This is a genomic window from Pseudomonas sp. P65(2024) (assembly GCF_057480955.1).
The window spans coordinates 18,016-35,359 of the sequence record NZ_JBLIYX010000030.1; the positions used below are offsets into that span (position 1 = coordinate 18,016).

At 64.3% G+C, this 17,344-nt stretch carries 13 protein-coding genes; 8 read left to right on the forward strand and 5 right to left on the reverse strand.

The features are described 5' to 3' along the window. Nucleotides 1-29: 29 nt before the first annotated feature. Both AC25MA_RS24965 and AC25MA_RS24970 read right to left on the reverse strand, forming a co-directional pair. Nucleotides 30-782, reverse strand: coding sequence for a transporter substrate-binding domain-containing protein (locus tag AC25MA_RS24965; protein ID WP_028692149.1), 753 nt, complete (start codon nt 780-782; stop codon nt 30-32). A gap of 26 nt (nt 783-808) precedes the next feature. Next, nucleotides 809-1,681: a MurR/RpiR family transcriptional regulator gene (locus tag AC25MA_RS24970; RefSeq protein WP_028692150.1), complete on the reverse strand. Its 873-nt coding sequence runs from the start codon at nt 1,679-1,681 to the stop codon at nt 809-811. A 143-nt stretch (nt 1,682-1,824) separates the two neighbouring features. Between AC25MA_RS24970 and AC25MA_RS24975 the strand changes: the two genes are divergently transcribed. Then, nucleotides 1,825-2,850, forward strand: coding sequence for an Ldh family oxidoreductase (locus tag AC25MA_RS24975; RefSeq protein WP_232854032.1), 1,026 nt, complete (start codon nt 1,825-1,827; stop codon nt 2,848-2,850). Here AC25MA_RS24975 and AC25MA_RS24980 read toward each other — a convergent pair. From AC25MA_RS24980 to AC25MA_RS24990, 3 genes are read right to left on the reverse strand one after another with little or no spacing between them, the layout of a single operon-like run. Then, on the reverse strand, nt 2,766-3,131 hold the full coding sequence (locus AC25MA_RS24980; protein ID WP_197866539.1) for a hypothetical protein: 366 nt from the start codon (nt 3,129-3,131) through the stop codon (nt 2,766-2,768). The genes AC25MA_RS24975 and AC25MA_RS24980 overlap by 85 nt on opposite strands. Nucleotides 3,132-3,142: 11 nt before the next feature. Next, nucleotides 3,143-3,388 carry a hypothetical protein gene (locus tag AC25MA_RS24985; protein WP_096047905.1) on the reverse strand — a complete coding sequence of 82 codons (246 nt, stop codon included), beginning with the start codon at nt 3,386-3,388 and terminating at the stop codon, nt 3,143-3,145. Between the two features lie 15 nt (nt 3,389-3,403). Beyond that, nucleotides 3,404-3,901, reverse strand: coding sequence for a hypothetical protein (locus AC25MA_RS24990; RefSeq protein ID WP_062363054.1), 498 nt, complete (start codon nt 3,899-3,901; stop codon nt 3,404-3,406). Nucleotides 3,902-4,138: 237 nt separating this feature from the next. On the opposite strand from AC25MA_RS24990, the gene AC25MA_RS24995 reads away from it, so the two are divergent. The 7 genes from AC25MA_RS24995 (at nt 4,139) to AC25MA_RS25025 (ending at nt 16,639) form a co-directional block, all read left to right on the forward strand. Continuing rightward, nucleotides 4,139-5,335 carry an amino acid aminotransferase gene (locus AC25MA_RS24995; RefSeq protein WP_062363057.1) on the forward strand — a complete coding sequence of 399 codons (1,197 nt, stop codon included), beginning with the start codon at nt 4,139-4,141 and terminating at the stop codon, nt 5,333-5,335. 197 nt (nt 5,336-5,532) lie between these two features. Beyond that, a complete protein-coding gene (locus AC25MA_RS25000) occupies nt 5,533-6,813 on the forward strand; it encodes a serine/threonine transporter (RefSeq protein WP_062363061.1) in 1,281 nt (426 codons plus the stop codon). Between the two features lie 165 nt (nt 6,814-6,978). Next, nucleotides 6,979-7,479, forward strand: a complete 501-nt coding sequence (gene tpx, locus AC25MA_RS25005) for a thiol peroxidase (protein WP_028692156.1) — start codon at nt 6,979-6,981, stop codon at nt 7,477-7,479. 202 nt (nt 7,480-7,681) lie between these two features. Further along, nucleotides 7,682-8,956 (forward strand): MdtA/MuxA family multidrug efflux RND transporter periplasmic adaptor subunit, encoded by a 1,275-nt coding sequence (locus AC25MA_RS25010; RefSeq protein WP_486972495.1) that lies wholly within the window; start codon nt 7,682-7,684, stop codon nt 8,954-8,956. Next, entirely contained in the window at nt 8,953-12,051 is a 3,099-nt protein-coding gene (locus tag AC25MA_RS25015) for an MdtB/MuxB family multidrug efflux RND transporter permease subunit (RefSeq protein ID WP_486972496.1), read from the forward strand. Before AC25MA_RS25010 ends, AC25MA_RS25015 begins: the two co-directional genes overlap by 4 nt. Beyond that, the gene (locus tag AC25MA_RS25020) at nt 12,048-15,158 is read left to right on the forward strand and encodes a multidrug efflux RND transporter permease subunit (protein WP_028692159.1); all 3,111 of its coding nucleotides are present in this window, start codon (nt 12,048-12,050) and stop codon (nt 15,156-15,158) included. Before AC25MA_RS25015 ends, AC25MA_RS25020 begins: the two co-directional genes overlap by 4 nt. Beyond that, a complete protein-coding gene (locus AC25MA_RS25025; protein WP_486972497.1) occupies nt 15,155-16,639 on the forward strand; it encodes an efflux transporter outer membrane subunit in 1,485 nt (494 codons plus the stop codon). The genes AC25MA_RS25020 and AC25MA_RS25025 overlap by 4 nt, the downstream gene beginning before the upstream one ends. The last annotated feature ends 705 nt before the right edge of the window (nt 16,640-17,344 follow it).

Genomic DNA, 17,344 nt, shown 5'->3' on the forward strand with positions numbered 1-17,344 from the left:
AAGGGCTGCGGGCAGCCCCAGGATTCGTATCAGTTATAGATATCGAAGGCGAAATACTTGCTCGCGATCTTCTGGTAGGTGCCATTGGCCACGATCGCTGCCAGCGCTTCGTTCAGCCGCACGCGCAGGGCCTCGTCATCCTTGCGCACGGCAATCGCCGCGTCGGCCTTGGTGCCGTCGACGTCGCCGAGGATCTTGCAGCAGTCCTTGCCATTCTTGTTCAGCCATTCGTGCAGCGGGAACTTGTCGGCGATCACCCCGTCCAGGCGTCCGGCGGCAAGGTCGGCGTTGGCCTCGTCCAGGGTCGGGTACAGTTTCACGTCCGCGCCGGCCTTGCCGTACACGTCCTCGGCGTAGATCGCCTGGGTCGAGGCGGACTGGGCGCCGACCGTGTAGCCCTTGAAGTCGGTCTGCGCGTCGCTGATCTTGCTGTCCTTGGCGACCGCCACGGTCAGCGGGGTGCGGTAGTAGCGGTCGGTGAAGGCGATCTTGCGGCGCCGTTCCTCGGTGTCGATCATCGAGGCCACCACGGCGTCGTACTTGCGCGCCATCAGCGCCGGGATGATGCCTTCCCAGTCCTGGGCCACCAGGGTGCACTCGACTTTCATCTGCTCGCACAGGGCATGGGTGATGTCGATGTCGAAGCCGTGCAGCTGGTTGTCGGCATCGACGTAGTTGAACGGCGGGTAAGCGCCTTCAGTGGCAAAACGCAGGGTCTCGGCACTGGCGCCGGCCGCCAGCAGCAGGGCGCACGCACCCACCACAGCCATGGTTCCTTTCATCTCGCACCTCGGTAGTTGCACTCTTGCTATTGTTGTTTGCCCGCCGGCCACGAGGTGTAGCCGACGAACTCGTTATGTAGAGCGGCAGTTGCTTCCAAGCGTCTTTCAACATCCGGCCCGAGCTTCTTGCAGACCTCGTTGACCATCAGGTGCACCCACGACAGCATGGTCGCGGTGGATTCCCAGAACAGGTTGAATTCGGTGGGGATGCGGAACACCTCGTCGGCGTTGGCATCGGCCCATTCACAGAAGGTGTCGGTGACCAGGGTCACCGGGATGCCCAGCTCGCGGGCCTTGTGGCACAGCTGCAGGGCATGGCGGGAATAGCGCCGGGCCTCGAACACCACCAGCGCGCAGTCCTGGGGGCGCCCCAGCAGCACCTCGGCGAAGTGCCCGGCACTGCCGTCGACCAGTTGCACGCCGTCGCGCAGGTATTGCAGCAGATGGCTCATGCACATGGCCACGCCGCGCTCGGTCTGAAAGCCGGCGACGAACACCCGCGGTTTTTCCGCTAGGCGCCGGGCCACCTGCTGCCAGGCTTCGCCGCGGCTGTATTCGTGCACGCGTACCAGCGCGGCCATTTCCAGCTCCAGGCTGCCCGAGCGCTGGTCGTCCTCGGGTTGCTGGCGGAACGCCTGCAGGCGGTCGCCCACCAGCCAGGGGCCGTCGCCCAAGTCGTTCTGCAGGTCTTGTTTGAGTGCCTTGAGGTGCGCGTAGCCCAGCGAGCGGCAGAAGCGGCCAACGCTCGACTCGCTCACGCCCAGCTTGGCGGCGATGCTGGCCGAGGTCTGGAACGGCAGTTCGTGGAGGTTGGCGAGCATGTAGCTGGCGATCTGGCGGCCCGAGGCGGCAGCGGTGTGCAGGCTGCTTTCCAGGCGTTGCTTGATCGATTGGCTCATGGTCGGTTCCGGTTGATTTCTGGCGTGGAAGCCAAAATGGCTGTTTTCTGTCGTCAAGTCAATATTTGACAGATAGCTGTCATTGGCGGGAAAGTCTGTGCAGTTGCGCTGTAGCGAATCCAAATCCAAGAAAGGAGCTCCAGATGTCTTCACCTTCCACCGGCCCTGTCGTGCGCGTGCCTTTTAACGAACTGCGGGCGTTGCTGCAGTCGATCTTCGAGCGACATGGCTGCAGCGCGGCGGTGGCCGCCGTGCTCGCCCACAACTGCGCCAGTGCCCAGCGTGATGGTGCCCACAGCCATGGGGTGTTCCGTATTCCCGGTTATGTCTCGACCTTGGCCAGCGGTTGGGTCGATGGTCGCGCCGAGCCTCAGGTGACTGACCTTGCGCCGGCCTATTTGCGTGTCGATGCCAAGGGCGGCTTTGCCCAGCCGGCGCTGGCCGCGGCCCGCCCGCTGCTGGTGGAGAAGGCCCGCACGGCCGGCATCGCGGTGCTGGCGATCCATAACTCGCACCATTTCGCCGCGCTGTGGCCGGATGTCGAGCCGTTCGCCGACGAGGGCCTGGTGGCCCTGAGCGTGGTCAACAGCATGACCTGCGTGGTGCCACACGGTGCGCGCAAGCCGCTGTTCGGCACCAACCCTATTGCTTTTGCCGCGCCTTGCGCCGGGCATGATCCGATCGTCTTCGACATGGCCACCAGCGCCATGGCCCATGGCGATGTGCAGATCGCCGCGCGGGCGGGCGAGCGACTGCCGCCAGGCATGGGCGTGGATGCCGAGGGCCAGCCGACCACCGACCCCAAGGCGATTCTCGAGGGCGGCGCCTTGCTGCCGTTCGGCGGGCACAAGGGCTCGGCGCTGTCGATGATGGTCGAGTTGCTGGCGGCGGCGCTGACGGGCGGCAATTTCTCCTGGGAGTTCGATTGGTCGGGCCACCCTGGAGCCAAGACCCCCTGGACCGGGCAGTTGATCATCGTGATCGACCCGAGCAAGGCCGAGGGCGAGCGCTTTGCGCTGCGCAGCCGCGAACTGGTGGAGCAGATGCAGGCAGCCGGGTTGACGCGGATGCCGGGCGAGCGGCGTTATCGCGAGCGTGAAGTGGCCGGGCGGGAAGGGGTGGCGTTGAGTGAGCGGGAGTGGGGGGAGTTGCGGGGGTTGGCGGGCTGAATTGGCCCCATCCGGATCGGGACGGGGCGCAGCTCCTCAATCCCGATCACGATCAAGTGCGAGCGATCAAACAGCAGGGTCGTGCCGAGCACGACGAAGAATAGAGCCCATTGCCCACCATCGAGATTCATGAACTCGCGTTGCCCCAGCAGTGAACAAGTGCTGATGCCCGCCACCATGAAGACGATGCACAGGATTCTGCGAAGCAGTACTGACCTGCAAAGCCAGTCGAACAGAAGGATTGCGACCGGCAGATAGATCAGCAGGTAAAGCATGGTCATGAATGCCTCCTCTATCGGTTTCGCTCATACCAGCTCGAGCGTTCGAACAGCAGAGGAAATCCGGCGAGTGAAAAGAATAGGCCCCATGCCCCTCCATCCCAGTAAAGAACCTCCTGGGCACCGAGTTGGGTGCAAGCGGTGATGCCTGTGATCTGGAAAACCAGGTAGAGCCATCTGCGCACCAGAATCGGCTTGCAGATCCAGTCGAGGAACCAGCCTGTCAGTGCAGTACACAGAGTCAGGTAGATATAGGACATTGTGTATACCCGTCCTCAGAGAATCAGCAGCAGCGCGCTACGTTGAGGGCCAATTCCCCCGTTGACCTGGGCTTGAAGCGATACCAAAACATCGCCGGCATGAAATGTTGGTATTGCTCCCTTTGCCAGCCTCGAGGCTGCAAATCCTGCAGCGGAGGCCACTAATCCAGCGGCCATCGTACCCGCGATTCCGACAACGGTAGTTCCTGCCGCTTTACCCACTGCTGCTCCGACCAGGGTGAGCACATCGCTCCGTTGATCATTCAGCACGTCCCCCTGCTGACGTGTGAGTGGGCGTGATACTGCAACTTTCATCTGGCATGGCAGATTGCCTGCGAGCATGCGGTCATAGAGTTGGGCCACGGCCTCCACGATTTGGTAATGCCCTTTGTGCACGAAGGGTAAGGCCAACTTGCGCAATTGGCAGTGCTCACCTGGCTGGACGGTGAACTCGCTGATATCGAAGGTAATTCCATGATGGGCAATGACTTGGTACGTCCTGTCCGGCTGCATCAATCCCTCTTTTTTTATACATGTAATTCGTGTGAGCGGGACAATGGCAGGCCGATGCAGAGGGCGCCTATTCATCCGTTTCCGTAATTGATGTGGGAAATGTCTTTGCGTCGTAACGCTCGCTCTTGCACCCCTGCATCGACTCCTTGCACATCGGTGATGTTCCTCACGCCCCACTGCGGGTATCCTCGCTGGAGCCTTCCCTGAACTGTCCTGATTTCCAAGGAGCTGCACGCTGTGTTCAAACATGTCGATGCCTATGCCGGCGACCCGATCCTCTCGTTGATGGAAACCTTCAAGGCCGACCCGCGCGCCGACAAGGTCAACCTGAGTATCGGCCTGTACTACGACGAAGCTGGCGTGGTGCCGCAGCTGGCGGCGGTGGGCGAGGTGGAGAAGCGCCTGGCCGGCCAGCCCCACGAAGCCTCGCTGTACCTGCCGATGGAAGGCCTGGCTGCCTACCGCCAGGCGATCCAGGCGCTGCTGTTCGGCGCAGATCACCCGGCTGTGGCCGATGGCCGCGTGGCCACCGTGCAGACCGTCGGCGGCTCCGGCGCGCTGAAAGTCGGCGCCGACTTCCTCAAGCGCTACTTCCCGAGCTCCGAGGTGTGGGTGAGCAACCCCACCTGGGACAACCACCGGGCGATCTTCGAAGGCGCGGGCTTCAAGGTGCACAGCTACCCGTACTTCGACAGCGCCAGCCGTGGCGTCGATTTCGCCGGTATGCTGGCGACCCTGCAGACCCTGCCGGCGAACAGCATCGTCCTGCTGCACCCGTGCTGCCACAACCCCACCGGCGTCGACCTAAACCAGCAGCAGTGGCAGCAGGTGGTCGAAGTGGTCAAGGCGCGCCAGCTGATTCCGTTCCTCGACATCGCCTACCAGGGCTTCGGTGAAGGCCTGGTGGAAGACGCCTACGCCATCCGTGAGATGGCCCGTGCCGGCGTGCCGTGCCTGGTCAGCAACTCGTTCTCGAAGATCTTCTCGCTGTACGGCGAGCGGGTAGGGGGGCTGTCGGTGGTCTGCGACGATGCCGCCACCGCCTCCAGTGTGCTCGGCCAGCTCAAGGCCACCGTGCGCCGCAACTACTCCAGCCCGCCCGCGTTCGGCGCCCAGCTGGTGGCCGGGGTGCTTGGCGATACCGCGCTGAACGCTCAGTGGGCAGCGGAAGTGGAGGTGATGCGCAAGCGTATCCTCGACATGCGCCAAGGTTTGGTCGACTTGCTCGGCGAGCTGCTGCCGGGCCAGGACTTCCAGTTCTTCCTGCGCCAGCGCGGCATGTTCAGCTACACCGGCTTCAGCGTGGAGCAAGTGCGTCGGCTGCGTGACGAGTTCGGTGTTTACCTGATCGACAGCGGCCGGGTATGCATGTCCGGCCTGCGTCCGGCCAACCTGCGCCAGGTGGCCGAGGCGTTTGCCGCCGTGCAGCGGTAATCTGCCAGGGGCTGCCAAGCAGCCCCCTCCAGCACAACCCGCTTGTAAAGACAAGTGCAACCGTCCCTCGGGCGGGGCTTCCCCAAGTGCAACCTTTGCATGCACAATCGCGCCCCTCTTCCCCGGTTGAGTTGGGCGAATCGTCTATTTCGCCATTCTCAGCCTGTTGCAGTCTTGCGAGTGGAGCTTCACCCGGAATGAATGAGCAGGCCCCAAGCGTTGAACAACGCTTTGTAGAATCGACCCCCGCCACCCTCGGCAGCTGGTCGCGTCAAGACACCACCTGGATGCTGGGCCTCTTCGGCACGGCCATCGGCGCCGGAACCCTGTTCCTGCCCATCAACGCCGGCCTTGGCGGTTTCTGGCCGCTGCTGGTGCTGGCCTTGCTGGCCTTCCCCATGACCTATTTCGCCCACCGCGGGTTGACCCGCTTCGTGCTTTCCGGCAGCAAGGGCGGCGACATCACCGAGGTGGTCGAGGAGCATTTCGGCATCACCGCCGGCGCGCTGATCACCGTCCTGTACTTCTTCGCCATCTTCCCGATCCTGCTGATCTACAGCGTGGCGCTGACCAACACCGTCAGCAGCTTCATGGAGCACCAACTGCACATCGCGCCGCCACCGCGGGCGATCCTGTCGTTTGTGCTGATCCTGGGCCTCTTGGCCATCGTGCGCTGTGGCGAGCAGGCCACGGTCAAGGTCATGAGCCTGCTGGTTTATCCGTTCATCGTTGCCTTGGCGCTGCTGGCCCTGTACCTGGTGCCGCACTGGAACGGCGGCATTCTCGACACCGCCGCCCAGGTGCCGTCGGGCTCGGCCTTCCTGCACACCGTGTGGCTGGCGATCCCGGTGATGGTGTTCTCGTTCAACCATTCGCCGATCATCTCGGCCTTCGCCGTCGACCAGAAGCGCCGCTACGGCGAGAATGCCGATGAGCGCAGCGGCCAGATCCTGCGTCGCGCGCACCTGCTGATGGTGCTGATGGTGCTGTTCTTCGTGTTCAGCTGCGTGCTGACCCTGAGCAGCGCCCAGCTGGCCGAGGCCAAGGCGCAGAACCTGTCGATCCTGTCGTACCTGGCCAACCACTTTGAGCAGCCGGCCATCGCCTTCGCCGCACCCTTGATCGCCTTCATTGCCATTGCCAAGTCGTTCCTGGGCCACTATATCGGTGCCAGCGAGGGCCTCAAGGGCATGATCGTCAAGGCCGGCATGCGCCCGGGCGCCAAGGCCCTGGACCGTATCGTCGCCGCGCTGATGCTGGTGGTGTGCTGGATCGTCGCCACCCTCAACCCGAGCATCCTCGGCATGATCGAATCCCTCGGCGGCCCGATCATCGCCGTGTTGCTGTTCCTGATGCCGATGTACGCCATCCGCCGCGTGCCATCGATGCGCAAGTACAGCGGCGCGCTGTCCAACCTGTTCGTGGTGGTCGTCGGCCTGGTGGCCCTGACCTCAGTGGTGTACGGCCTGCTGGCCTGAGCCCCTGTCCCGTAGGAAGAACGCCCGGTTCGACGTCAGTCACCCGGGCGTTTGTCTACAGGAATTGCCCGATCGTAGGGCAATTTCATCTTTACCCATAGGCACTTGCGCCCCTTCATGGTTAACTCTGAATCCTTTTCAACCCCCCGTATAAGGATTTCCGTCATGGCTCAAGTGACTCTCAAAGGCAACCCGGTTCAGGTCAGCGGTGAACTGCCGAAGCAAGGCGCCGCGGCACCTGCCTTCTCCCTGGTCGCTGGCGATCTGTCGAACAAGTCGCTGGCCGACTTCGCCGGCAAGCGCAAGGTGCTGAACATCTTCCCGAGCGTCGACACCCCGACCTGCGCCACCTCGGTGCGCAAGTTCAACGCCCAGGCCAATGACGTGGCCAACACCGTGGTGCTGTGCATCTCTGCCGACCTGCCGTTCGCCCAGGCGCGCTTCTGCGGCGCCGAAGGCCTGGAGAACGTGAAGAACCTGTCGACCCTGCGTGGCCGCGAGTTCCTGGAAAACTACGGCGTCGCCATCGCTGATGGCCCGCTGGCCGGCCTGGCCGCCCGTGCCGTGGTGGTGCTGGATGAAAACGACAAGGTGCTGCACAGCGAACTGGTGGGCGAAATCGCCGACGAGCCGAACTACGAGGCGGCGCTGGCTGTCTTGAAGTAAGTGTTCGCCGGCTTGCCGGCGAACCAGGTAACACCCGGTAACGGCCTGGACCCAGTTCCAGGCCGTTTTCATTTAAAGTTCACCCCTTTGCCAACGTCAGCCGAAGGTAAAGCACTGGTAAAGCCCCTTTGCTAAAACGATGCCAGTGCTTATCGTTCACGCTCTCCACGCCGTCTTTCTCTGAACAAGGTTCGTTCGACCCATGCAAGCCTCCAATTCCCGTTCCCCTCGTCGCTGGCTGTTCGGCCTGCTGATCCTGCTGCTGGTGGCCCTGCTGGCCTGGTGGCTGTGGCCCGCGGCGACCGTACACAAGGAAGGCGGCGGGAAGGGCCTGGGCATGGGCGGGCGGCCGGGCTTCGGCGCCTCCACCGAGGCGGTCCCGGTGCGGGTCGAGCCGGTGCGGGTCGGAGACTTCCCGCTTTATTGCAAGGCCCTCGGCACCGTGACCGCGACCAACACGGTCAACGTGCGCAGCCGGGTGGCCGGCGAGCTGGTCAAGGTCCACTTCAAGGAGGGCCAGCAGGTCAAGGCCGGCGATCTGCTGGCCGAGATCGACCCACGTTCCTACCGCATCGCCTTGCAGCAGGCCGAGGGCACCCTGGCGCAGAATCAGGCGCAGTTGAAGAATGCCCAGGTCGACCTGGCCCGCTATAAAGGCCTGTACGCCGAGGACAGCATCGCCAAGCAGACCCTGGACACCGCCGAAGCTCAGGTCGGTCAGTTCCAGGGGCTGGTCAAGACCAACCAGGCCCAGGTCAACGAGGCACGCCTGAATCTCGAGTTCACCCAGATCCGCGCACCGATCAGCGGCCGCGTGGGCCTGCGCCAGCTGGACCTGGGCAACCTGGTGGCGGCCAACGACACCACGGCGCTGGTGGTCATCACCCAGACCCAGCCGATCAGCGTTGCCTTCACCCTGCCGGAAACCCAGCTCGACACCGTGCTGGCCCGCTACCGCAGCGGCGCCAGCCTGCCGGTCGAGGCCTGGGACCGGGGCGATCAGAAGCTGCAGTCCACCGGTGTGCTGGGCAGCCTCGACAACCAGATCGACGTCGCCACCGGCACCCTGAAGTTCAAGGGCACCTTCCAGAACACCGACCACGCGCTGTTCCCCAACCAGTTTGTCAACGTGCGCTTGCTGGCCGACACCCTCAAGCAGGTGGTGCTGGCACCGGCAGCGGCGATCCAGTTTGGCAACGACGGCACCTTCGCCTATGTGGTCAACGCCGAGAACACCATCAACGTGCGCAAGCTCAAGGTCGGCGCCAGCGATGGCGAGAACACGGTGATCGTCGAGGGCCTGGCCGCCGGCGAGCGCCTGGTGCTGGAAGGCACTGACCGCCTGCGCGAAGGCACCAAGGTCGATGTGGTCGAGGACAGCTCCCAGGTTCCGACCACCCCCGGCCAGCACCTGCAGGGGCAGGGCGCCAAGGGCTCGGCCCAGACCGCTGAACCAGGCACCAAGGCGGGCGCATGAACCTCTCGCGCCTGTTCATCCTGCGGCCGGTCGCCACCACGCTGAGCATGCTGGCCATCGTCCTGGCCGGCCTGATCGCCTACAAGCTGCTGCCGGTGGCGGCTTTGCCTCAGGTCGACTACCCGACCATCCGCGTCATGACCCTGTACCCTGGCGCCAGCCCGCAGGTCATGACCAGCGCCGTCACCGCGCCGCTGGAACGCCAGTTCGGGCAGATGCCGGGCCTGGAACAGATGGCCTCCACCAGCTCCGGCGGCGCCTCGGTGCTGACCCTGCGCTTCAACCTCGACATGAACATGGATGTCGCCGAGCAGCAGGTGCAGGCCGCGATCAACGCCGCCAGCAACCTGCTGCCCAACGACCTGCCGGCGCCGCCGGTGTACAACAAGGTCAACCCGGCCGACACGCCGGTGCTGACCCTGGCCATTTCCTCGAAGACCATGCCGCTGCCCAAGCTCAATGACCTGGTCGACACCCGCGTGGCGCAGAAGATCGCCCAGATCAGCGGCGTCGGCATGGTCAGCATCGCCGGCGGTCAGCGCCAAGCTGTGCGGATCAAGGTCAACGTCGACGCCCTGGCCGCTAACGGTCTCAACCTGGACGACGTGCGCACCCTGATCGGCGCCTCCAACGTCAACCAGCCCAAGGGCAACTTCGACGGCCCGACCCGGGTATCGATGCTCGACGCCAACGACCAGCTGCGCTCCCCCGAGGAATACGCCAACCTCATCCTCAAGTACAGCAATGGCGCGCCACTGCGCCTGAAGGACGTCGCCGAGATCGTCGACGGCGCCGAGAACGAACGCCTGGCCGCCTGGGCCAACCAGAACGAGGCGGTGCTGCTGAATATCCAGCGCCAGCCCGGTGCCAACGTCATCGAGGTGGTCGACCGGATCAAGGAACTGCTGCCGTCAATCACCGACAACCTGCCGGCGGGCCTGGATGTCAGCGTGCTCACCGACCGCACCCAGACCATCCGCGCCGCCGTGCGCGATGTGCAGCACGAGCTGCTGTTCGCCATCGCCCTGGTGGTGATGGTCACCTTCGTTTTCCTGCGCCGTTTCAGCGCCACCATCATTCCCTCCATCGCCGTTCCGCTGTCGCTTATCGGCACCTTCGGGGTGATGTACCTGGCCGGTTTCTCGGTCAACAACCTCACCTTGATGGCCATGACCATCGCCACCGGCTTCGTGGTGGACGATGCCATCGTCATGCTGGAGAACATCTCCCGGCACATCGAGGAGGGCGAAACACCCATGCAGGCCGCGCTCAAGGGCGCGAAGCAGATCGGCTTCACCCTGATCTCGCTGACCTTCTCGTTGATCGCCGTGCTGATTCCGCTGTTGTTCATGGCCGATGTGGTCGGGCGCTTGTTCCGTGAGTTCGCCATCACCCTGGCGGTGGCCATCCTGATTTCCCTGGTGGTGTCGCTGACCCTGACGCCGATGATGTGCGCGCGCCTGCTCAAGCGCGAGCCCAAGGAAGAGGAACAAAGCCGCTTCTACCGCGCCAGCGGTGCCTGGATCGACTGGCTGATCAAGCACTACGGCACCGCCCTGACCTGGGTGTTGCAGCGCCAGCCGCTAACCCTGCTGGTGGCCGTTGCCACCCTGGCGCTGACCGTGGTGCTGTACATGATGGTGCCCAAGGGCTTCTTCCCGGCCCAGGACACCGGGGTCATCCAGGGTATTTCCGAAGCGCCGCAATCGACCTCGTTCGCCGCCATGAGCGAGCGCCAACAATCCCTGGCCCAGGTGATCCTGCAGGATCCGGCGGTGCAGAGCCTGTCTTCCTACATCGGCGTGGATGGCGACAATGCCACCCTCAACAGCGGCCGCCTGCTGATCAACCTCAAGCCCCACGGCGAGCGCGACGTCACCGCCTCCGAGGTGATCAACCGCCTGCAGCCACAGCTCGACAAGCTTGTCGGCATTCGCCTGTTCATGCAGCCGGTGCAGGACCTGAGCATCGAGGACCGGGTCAGCCGCACCCAGTACCAGTTCAGCCTGAGCTCGCCGGATGCCGACATGCTCGCCGAGTGGAGCGGCAAGCTGGTGCAGGCGCTCAAGGACCGCCCCGAGCTGCAGGATGTGGCCAGCGACCTGCAGGACCAGGGCCTGCAGGTATTCCTGGTGATCGACCGCGACATGGCCAGTCGTCTGGGCATCACTGTGGCGCAGATCACCAACGCGCTGTACGACGCCTTCGGCCAGCGGCAGATCTCGACCATCTACACCCAGGCCAGCCAGTACCGCGTGGTGCTGCAGTCGCAGACTGCCGCCAGCCTCGGCCCGCAGGCCCTGGAGTCGATCCACGTCAAGGCCACCGACGGCGGCCAGGTGCGCCTGTCGGCCCTGGCGCGCATCGAGCAGCGCCAGGCCCAGCTGGCCATCTCGCACATCGGCCAGTTCCCGGCGGTGATGATGTCGTTCAACCTGGCCCATGGCGCCTCCCTGGGCGAGGCGGTCAAGGTGATCGAGCAGGTGCAGCAGGACATCGGCATGCCGATCGGCGTGCAGACCCGCTTCCAGGGCGCCGCCGAGGCGTTCCAGGCCTCGCTGTCGAGCACCTTGCTGCTGATCCTGGCCGCGGTGGTGACCATGTACATCGTGCTGGGCGTGCTTTACGAGAGCTACATCCACCCGGTGACCATCCTTTCCACGCTGCCGTCGGCGGCGGTGGGGGCCTTGTTGGCGCTCCTGCTGAGCGGCAACGACCTGGGCATGATCGCGATCATCGGCATCATCCTGCTGATCGGCATCGTCAAGAAGAACGCGATCATGATGATCGACTTCGCCCTGGAGGCTGAGCGACACCAGGGCATGAGCCCGCGTGACGCGATCTACCAGGCGGCGCTGCTGCGCTTCCGGCCGATCCTGATGACCACCCTGGCCGCGCTGTTCGGCGCCGTACCGCTGATGCTCGCCACCGGTTCCGGCGCCGAGCTGCGCCAGCCGCTGGGCCTGGTGATGGTCGGCGGCCTGTTGGTCAGCCAAGTGCTGACCTTGTTCACCACGCCGGTCATCTACCTGTACTTCGACCGCCTGGCGCGTCGCTGGCGCCCGGCTGACGATGCGCGGCAGGCTGAAGCATGAACCTGTCCGGACCCTTCATTCGACGGCCGGTAGCCACCATGCTGCTGAGCCTGGCGATCATGTTGCTGGGTGGTGTGAGTTTCGGCCTGCTGCCGGTGTCGCCGCTGCCGCAGATGGACTTCCCGGTAATTGTGGTGCAGGCCAGCCTGCCCGGCGCCAGCCCTGAGGTCATGGCCTCCACCGTGGCCACGCCGCTGGAGCGTAAGCTCGGCGCCATTGCCGGCGTCACCACGCTGACCAGCAGCTCCAACCAGGGCTCGACCCGGGTGATCATCGGCTTCGAGCTGGGCCGCGACATAGACGGCGCGGCGCGTGAGGTGCAGGCGGCGATCAACGCCACCCGCAACCTGCTGCCCAGCGGCATGCGCAGCATGCCCACCTACAAGAAGATCAACCCGTCCCAGGCGCCGATCATGGTGCTGTCGCTGACCTCGGACGTGCTGTCCAAGGGCAAGCTCTATGACCTGGCCGACACCATCCTCTCCCAGAGCCTGGCGCAGGTCAGCGGAGTAGGGGAGGTACAGATCGGCGGCAGCTCGCTGCCGGCGGTGCGCATCGAGCTCGAACCGCAGCTGCTCAACCAGTACGGCCTGTCGCTGGACGACGTGCGCAATGCGGTGGCCAACGCCAACCAACGCCGGCCCATGGGCTTCGTCGAAGACCGCGAACGCAACTGGCAGGTGCGCGCCAATGATCAGTTGGAAACCGCCGAGGACTACAAGCCGCTGGTGATCCGCCAGCAGAACGGCGCGATCCTGCGCCTGTCCGATGTGGCCAAGGTCAGCGATGGCGTGGAGAACCGCTATAACAGCGGATTCTTCAACGACGAGAGCGCGGTGCTGCTGGTGGTCAACCGCCAGACCAACGCCAACATCATCCAGACCGTCGAGCAGATCAAGGCCGAGTTGCCGGCCTTGCAGTCGCTCCTGCCGGCCAGCGTCAAGCTCAATGTGGCCATGGACCGCTCGCCGGTGATCAAGGCCACCCTCAAGGAGGCCGAGCACACCTTGCTGATCGCCGTGGTGCTGGTGATCCTGGTGGTTTACCTGTTCCTCGGCAACCTGCGTGCCTCGCTGATCCCGAGCTTGGCGGTGCCGGTTTCGCTGGTGGGCACCTTCGCGGTCATGTACCTGTGCGGGTTCTCGCTGAACAACCTGTCGCTGATGGCGCTGATCCTCGCCACCGGCTTGGTGGTGGACGACGCCATCGTGGTACTGGAGAACATTTCGCGGCATATCGAGAACGGCGAAAACCCCATGCGCGCCGCCTACAAGGGCGCGCAGGAGGTGGGGTTCACCCTGTTGTCGATGAACGTCTCGCTGGTGGCGGTGTTCGTCTCCATCCTGTTCATGGGCGGCATCGTGCGCGGGCTGTTCAAGGAGTTCTCGATCACCCTGGCCGCGGCGATTGTCGTGTCGCTGGTGGTGTCGCTGACACTGACGCCGATGCTCTGCTCGCGCTGGCTCAAGGTCCATGGCCCGCAGCAGCAGACTCGCCTGCAGCGTTGGAGCGACCACATTCACCAGCGCATGGTCGCCGGCTACGACAAGAGCCTGGGCTGGGCGCTGCGGCACAAGCGCCTGACCCTGCTCAGCCTGCTGGCCACCATCGGCCTGAATATCGCCCTGTACGTGGTAGTGCCCAAGACCCTGATGCCGCAGCAGGACACCGGCCAGCTGCAAGGCTTCATCCGTGGCGATGACGGCCTGTCGTTCACCGTGATGCAGCCGAAGATGGAGATCTACCGCCGCGCCTTGCTCAAGGACCCGGCCGTGGAGAGCGTCGCCGGTTTCATCGGCGGCAACAGCGGCACCAACAACGCCTTCGTGCTGGTGCGCCTGAAGCCGATCGCCGAGCGCAAGGAGAACGCGCAGAAGGTGATCGACCGCCTGCGCAAGGACCTGCCGAAGATCCCTGGTGGGCGCCTGTACCTGATGGCCGACCAGGACCTGCAACTGGGCGGCGGCGGCCGCGACCAGAGCACCTCGCAGTACCTCTACACCCTGCAGAGCGGCGATCTGGCCGCCCTGCGCGAGTGGTTCCCGAAGGTGGCCGCCGAGCTGCGCAAGCTGCCCGAGCTGACCGCCATCGACGCCCGCGACGGCGCCGGCACCCAGCAGGTGACCCTGGTGGTCGACCGTGACCAGGCCAAGCGCCTGGGCATCGACATGGACATGGTCACCGCGGTGCTGAACAACGCCTACAGCCAGCGGCAGATCTCGACCATCTATGACAGCCTCAACCAGTACCAGGTGGTATTGGAGATCAACCCGAAATACGCCTGGGACCCAAGCACCCTGGAGCAGGTGCAGGTGATCACCGCCGACGGCGCCCGGGTGCCGCTGTCCACCTTCGCCCGCTACGAGAACAGCCTGGCCAACGACCGCGTCAGCCACGAAGGGCAGTTCGCCTCCGAGGACATCTCGTTCGACGTCGCCGAAGGCTACAGCCCCGACCAGGCCATGGCCGCGCTGGAGCGCGCGGTGGCCAAGCTCGGCCTGCCCGAGTCGGTGATCGCCAAGCTCGGCGGCGACGCCGACGCCTTCACCAAGACCACCGAAGGCCAGCCGCTGATGATCCTTGGCGCCCTGGTGCTGGTGTACCTGGTGCTCGGCATCCTCTACGAGAGCTACATCCACCCACTGACGATCCTTTCCACGCTGCCCTCGGCCGGGGTCGGCGCGTTGCTGGCGCTGTACCTGACCGGTGGCGAGTTCAGCCTGATCTCGTTGCTGGGGCTGTTCCTGCTGATCGGCGTGGTGAAGAAGAACGCCATCTTGATGATCGACCTGGCCCTGCAGTTGGAGCGCCATGAAGGCCTGTCGCCGGAGGAGTCGATCCGCCGCGCCTGCCTGCTGCGCCTGCGGCCGATCCTGATGACCACCCTGGCCGCGATCCTCGGCGCGCTGCCGCTGCTGCTCAGCCGCGCCGAGGGCGCCGAGATGCGCCAGCCCCTGGGCCTGACCATCATCGGCGGCCTGGTGTTCAGCCAGATCCTCACCCTTTACACCACACCTGTGGTTTACCTGTACCTTGATCGCCTGCGCCACCGGTTCAACCGCTGGCGCGGCGTGCGCACCGACGCTGCCCTGGATAACCCGCTATGAACTTTGCCCACACCCGAATCCACCGTGCCTTCAAGCTGCTGACCCAGGGACGCGGCTCGCGCCTGGTCAGCGCCGGGTTGTGCGTGGCCATGCTCAGCGCCTGTACCCTGAGCCCGGACTACCACCGCCCCGAGGTCAGTACCCCGGCGCAGTTCAAGCAGGCCGAGGGCTGGACCCAGGCCAATCCGTCTGATGCCATCGCTCGGGGGGCGTGGTGGGAGATCTATGGCGACAAGCAGCTCGACGCCCTGGTTGAGGAGCTCAACCGCAGCAACCAGACGGTGGCACAGTACGAGGCGCAGTACCGTCAGGCCCAGGCGCTGGTGCACAGTAGCCGTGCCTCGCTGTTCCCTTCGCTGAACCTGACCACCAGCAAGAACCGTTCGGCCCAGGGCACCGGTAGTTCCAGCTCCAGCCTGTCGAACAACAGCAGCGGCATCCGCGATACCTACAACGCGCAGCTCGGGGTGAGCTGGGAGATCGACCTGTGGGGCAAGTTGCGTGAAACCATGAACGCCAACGAGTCCAGCGCCGAGGCCAGCCTGGCCGACATGGCGGCCATTCGCCTGAGTCAGCAGTCGGAACTGGTTCAGAACTACCTGCAACTGCGAGTGATCGACGCGCAGAAGCGCCTGCTCGAGGCCACCGTGGCGGCCTATGAGCGGTCGCTGAAGATGAACGAGAACCAGTACCGCGCCGGGGTTGCCGGGCCGGATGCCGTGGCCCAGGCGCGTACCCAGCTCAAGAGCACCCAGGCCGACCTGATCGACCTGGCCTGGCAGCGGGCGCAGTACGAGAACGCCATCGCCGTGCTGATGGGCAAGGCGCCGGCCGACTTTGCCCTGGCGGCGAGCGATGATATTCCGGCGTTGCCGCAGGTGCCGCTGTCGCTGCCGTCGCAGCTGCTCGAGCGGCGTCCCGACATCGCCTCGGCCGAGCGCAAGGTCATGGCGGCCAACTCGAATATCGGTGTGTCGCGGGCGGCGTATTTCCCGGATCTGTCCTTGAGCATGAACGGGGGGTATTCCAGCAGTAGTTTCAACAACTGGATCGAGTTGCCCAACCGTTACTGGTCGGTCGGGCCGCAGCTGGCGCTGACGCTGTTCGACGCCGGCAAGCGCAGTGCCGAGGTTGACCGGACGGTGGCGGTGTACGACCAGACCGTGGCGCAGTATCGGCAGACGGTGCTCGACGGGTTCAAGGAGGTCGAGAACTATCTGGTGCAGCTCAAGGTGTACGGGGACGAGGCGGTGGTGCGGCAGGAGGCGCTGGACGCGGCGCGGGAGTCGTTGCGGTTGACCGAGAACCAGTACAAGGCGGGGTTGATCGGGTATCTGGATGTGGTCAATGTGCAGACGACGGCGCTTAGCAACGAGCGGAGTGTGTTGACGTTGTTGCAGGGGCGGTTGGTGGCGAGTGTGCAGTTGATTGCGGCGCTTGGGGGAGGGTGGGATGTTGGGCGGGATTTGGTGGTTGAGTAAAGTTTTTGGAATGTTCTGTTAGTTGTTAGTTGTTAGTTGTTAGTTTTTAGTTTTTGGTTTTACGTTGTTTGAAGGTTGTGCGCGCATTCATTGGCAGCGTCGACGCTTATATCGCTGTTTCGCCTTGCGGCGACTTACTTTTGTCTTGGCAAAAGTAAGCAAAACCGCGCGCTCATTCATCCGGCCCCTACGCTTCGCTACGGGGTCCCCTCACTCCGGCCTTGCTCCCGGGAGGATCGCGCTGCAGGGCCCATCCTGGGCCCCAGCGCTTGACGGGCATCCATGCCCGTCACCTCCCTCCGCAAGACCTGCGCTCGGCCTCCTGAAGTCGCGCAAATTACGGGCGGCGCCTAGACTGGCGCAGCTGTCGCTAGTTGAAAACTTAGTTAATCTTTCGATCGTATCGCGGGGCAAGCCCGCTCCCACGCGATAGTCGTCGTTATATAGAAACCTGTAGGAGCGGGCTTGCCCCGCGAAAGGGCCGGAACAGCCAATACATAACTAATGGTCAAACAACTAACTTCGCGCTTATTGCTCTTGCTCTTGCTTCTAAGCGCGCGATAGTTCAGGCAACACCAATTGCGACTTCAGGAGGCCGAGCGCAGGTCTTGCGGAGGGAGGTGACGGCCATGGATGGCCGTCAAGCGCTGCGCCCCAGGATGGGGCGTTCAGCGCGGTCCTCCCGGGAGCAAGAACGGAGCGAGG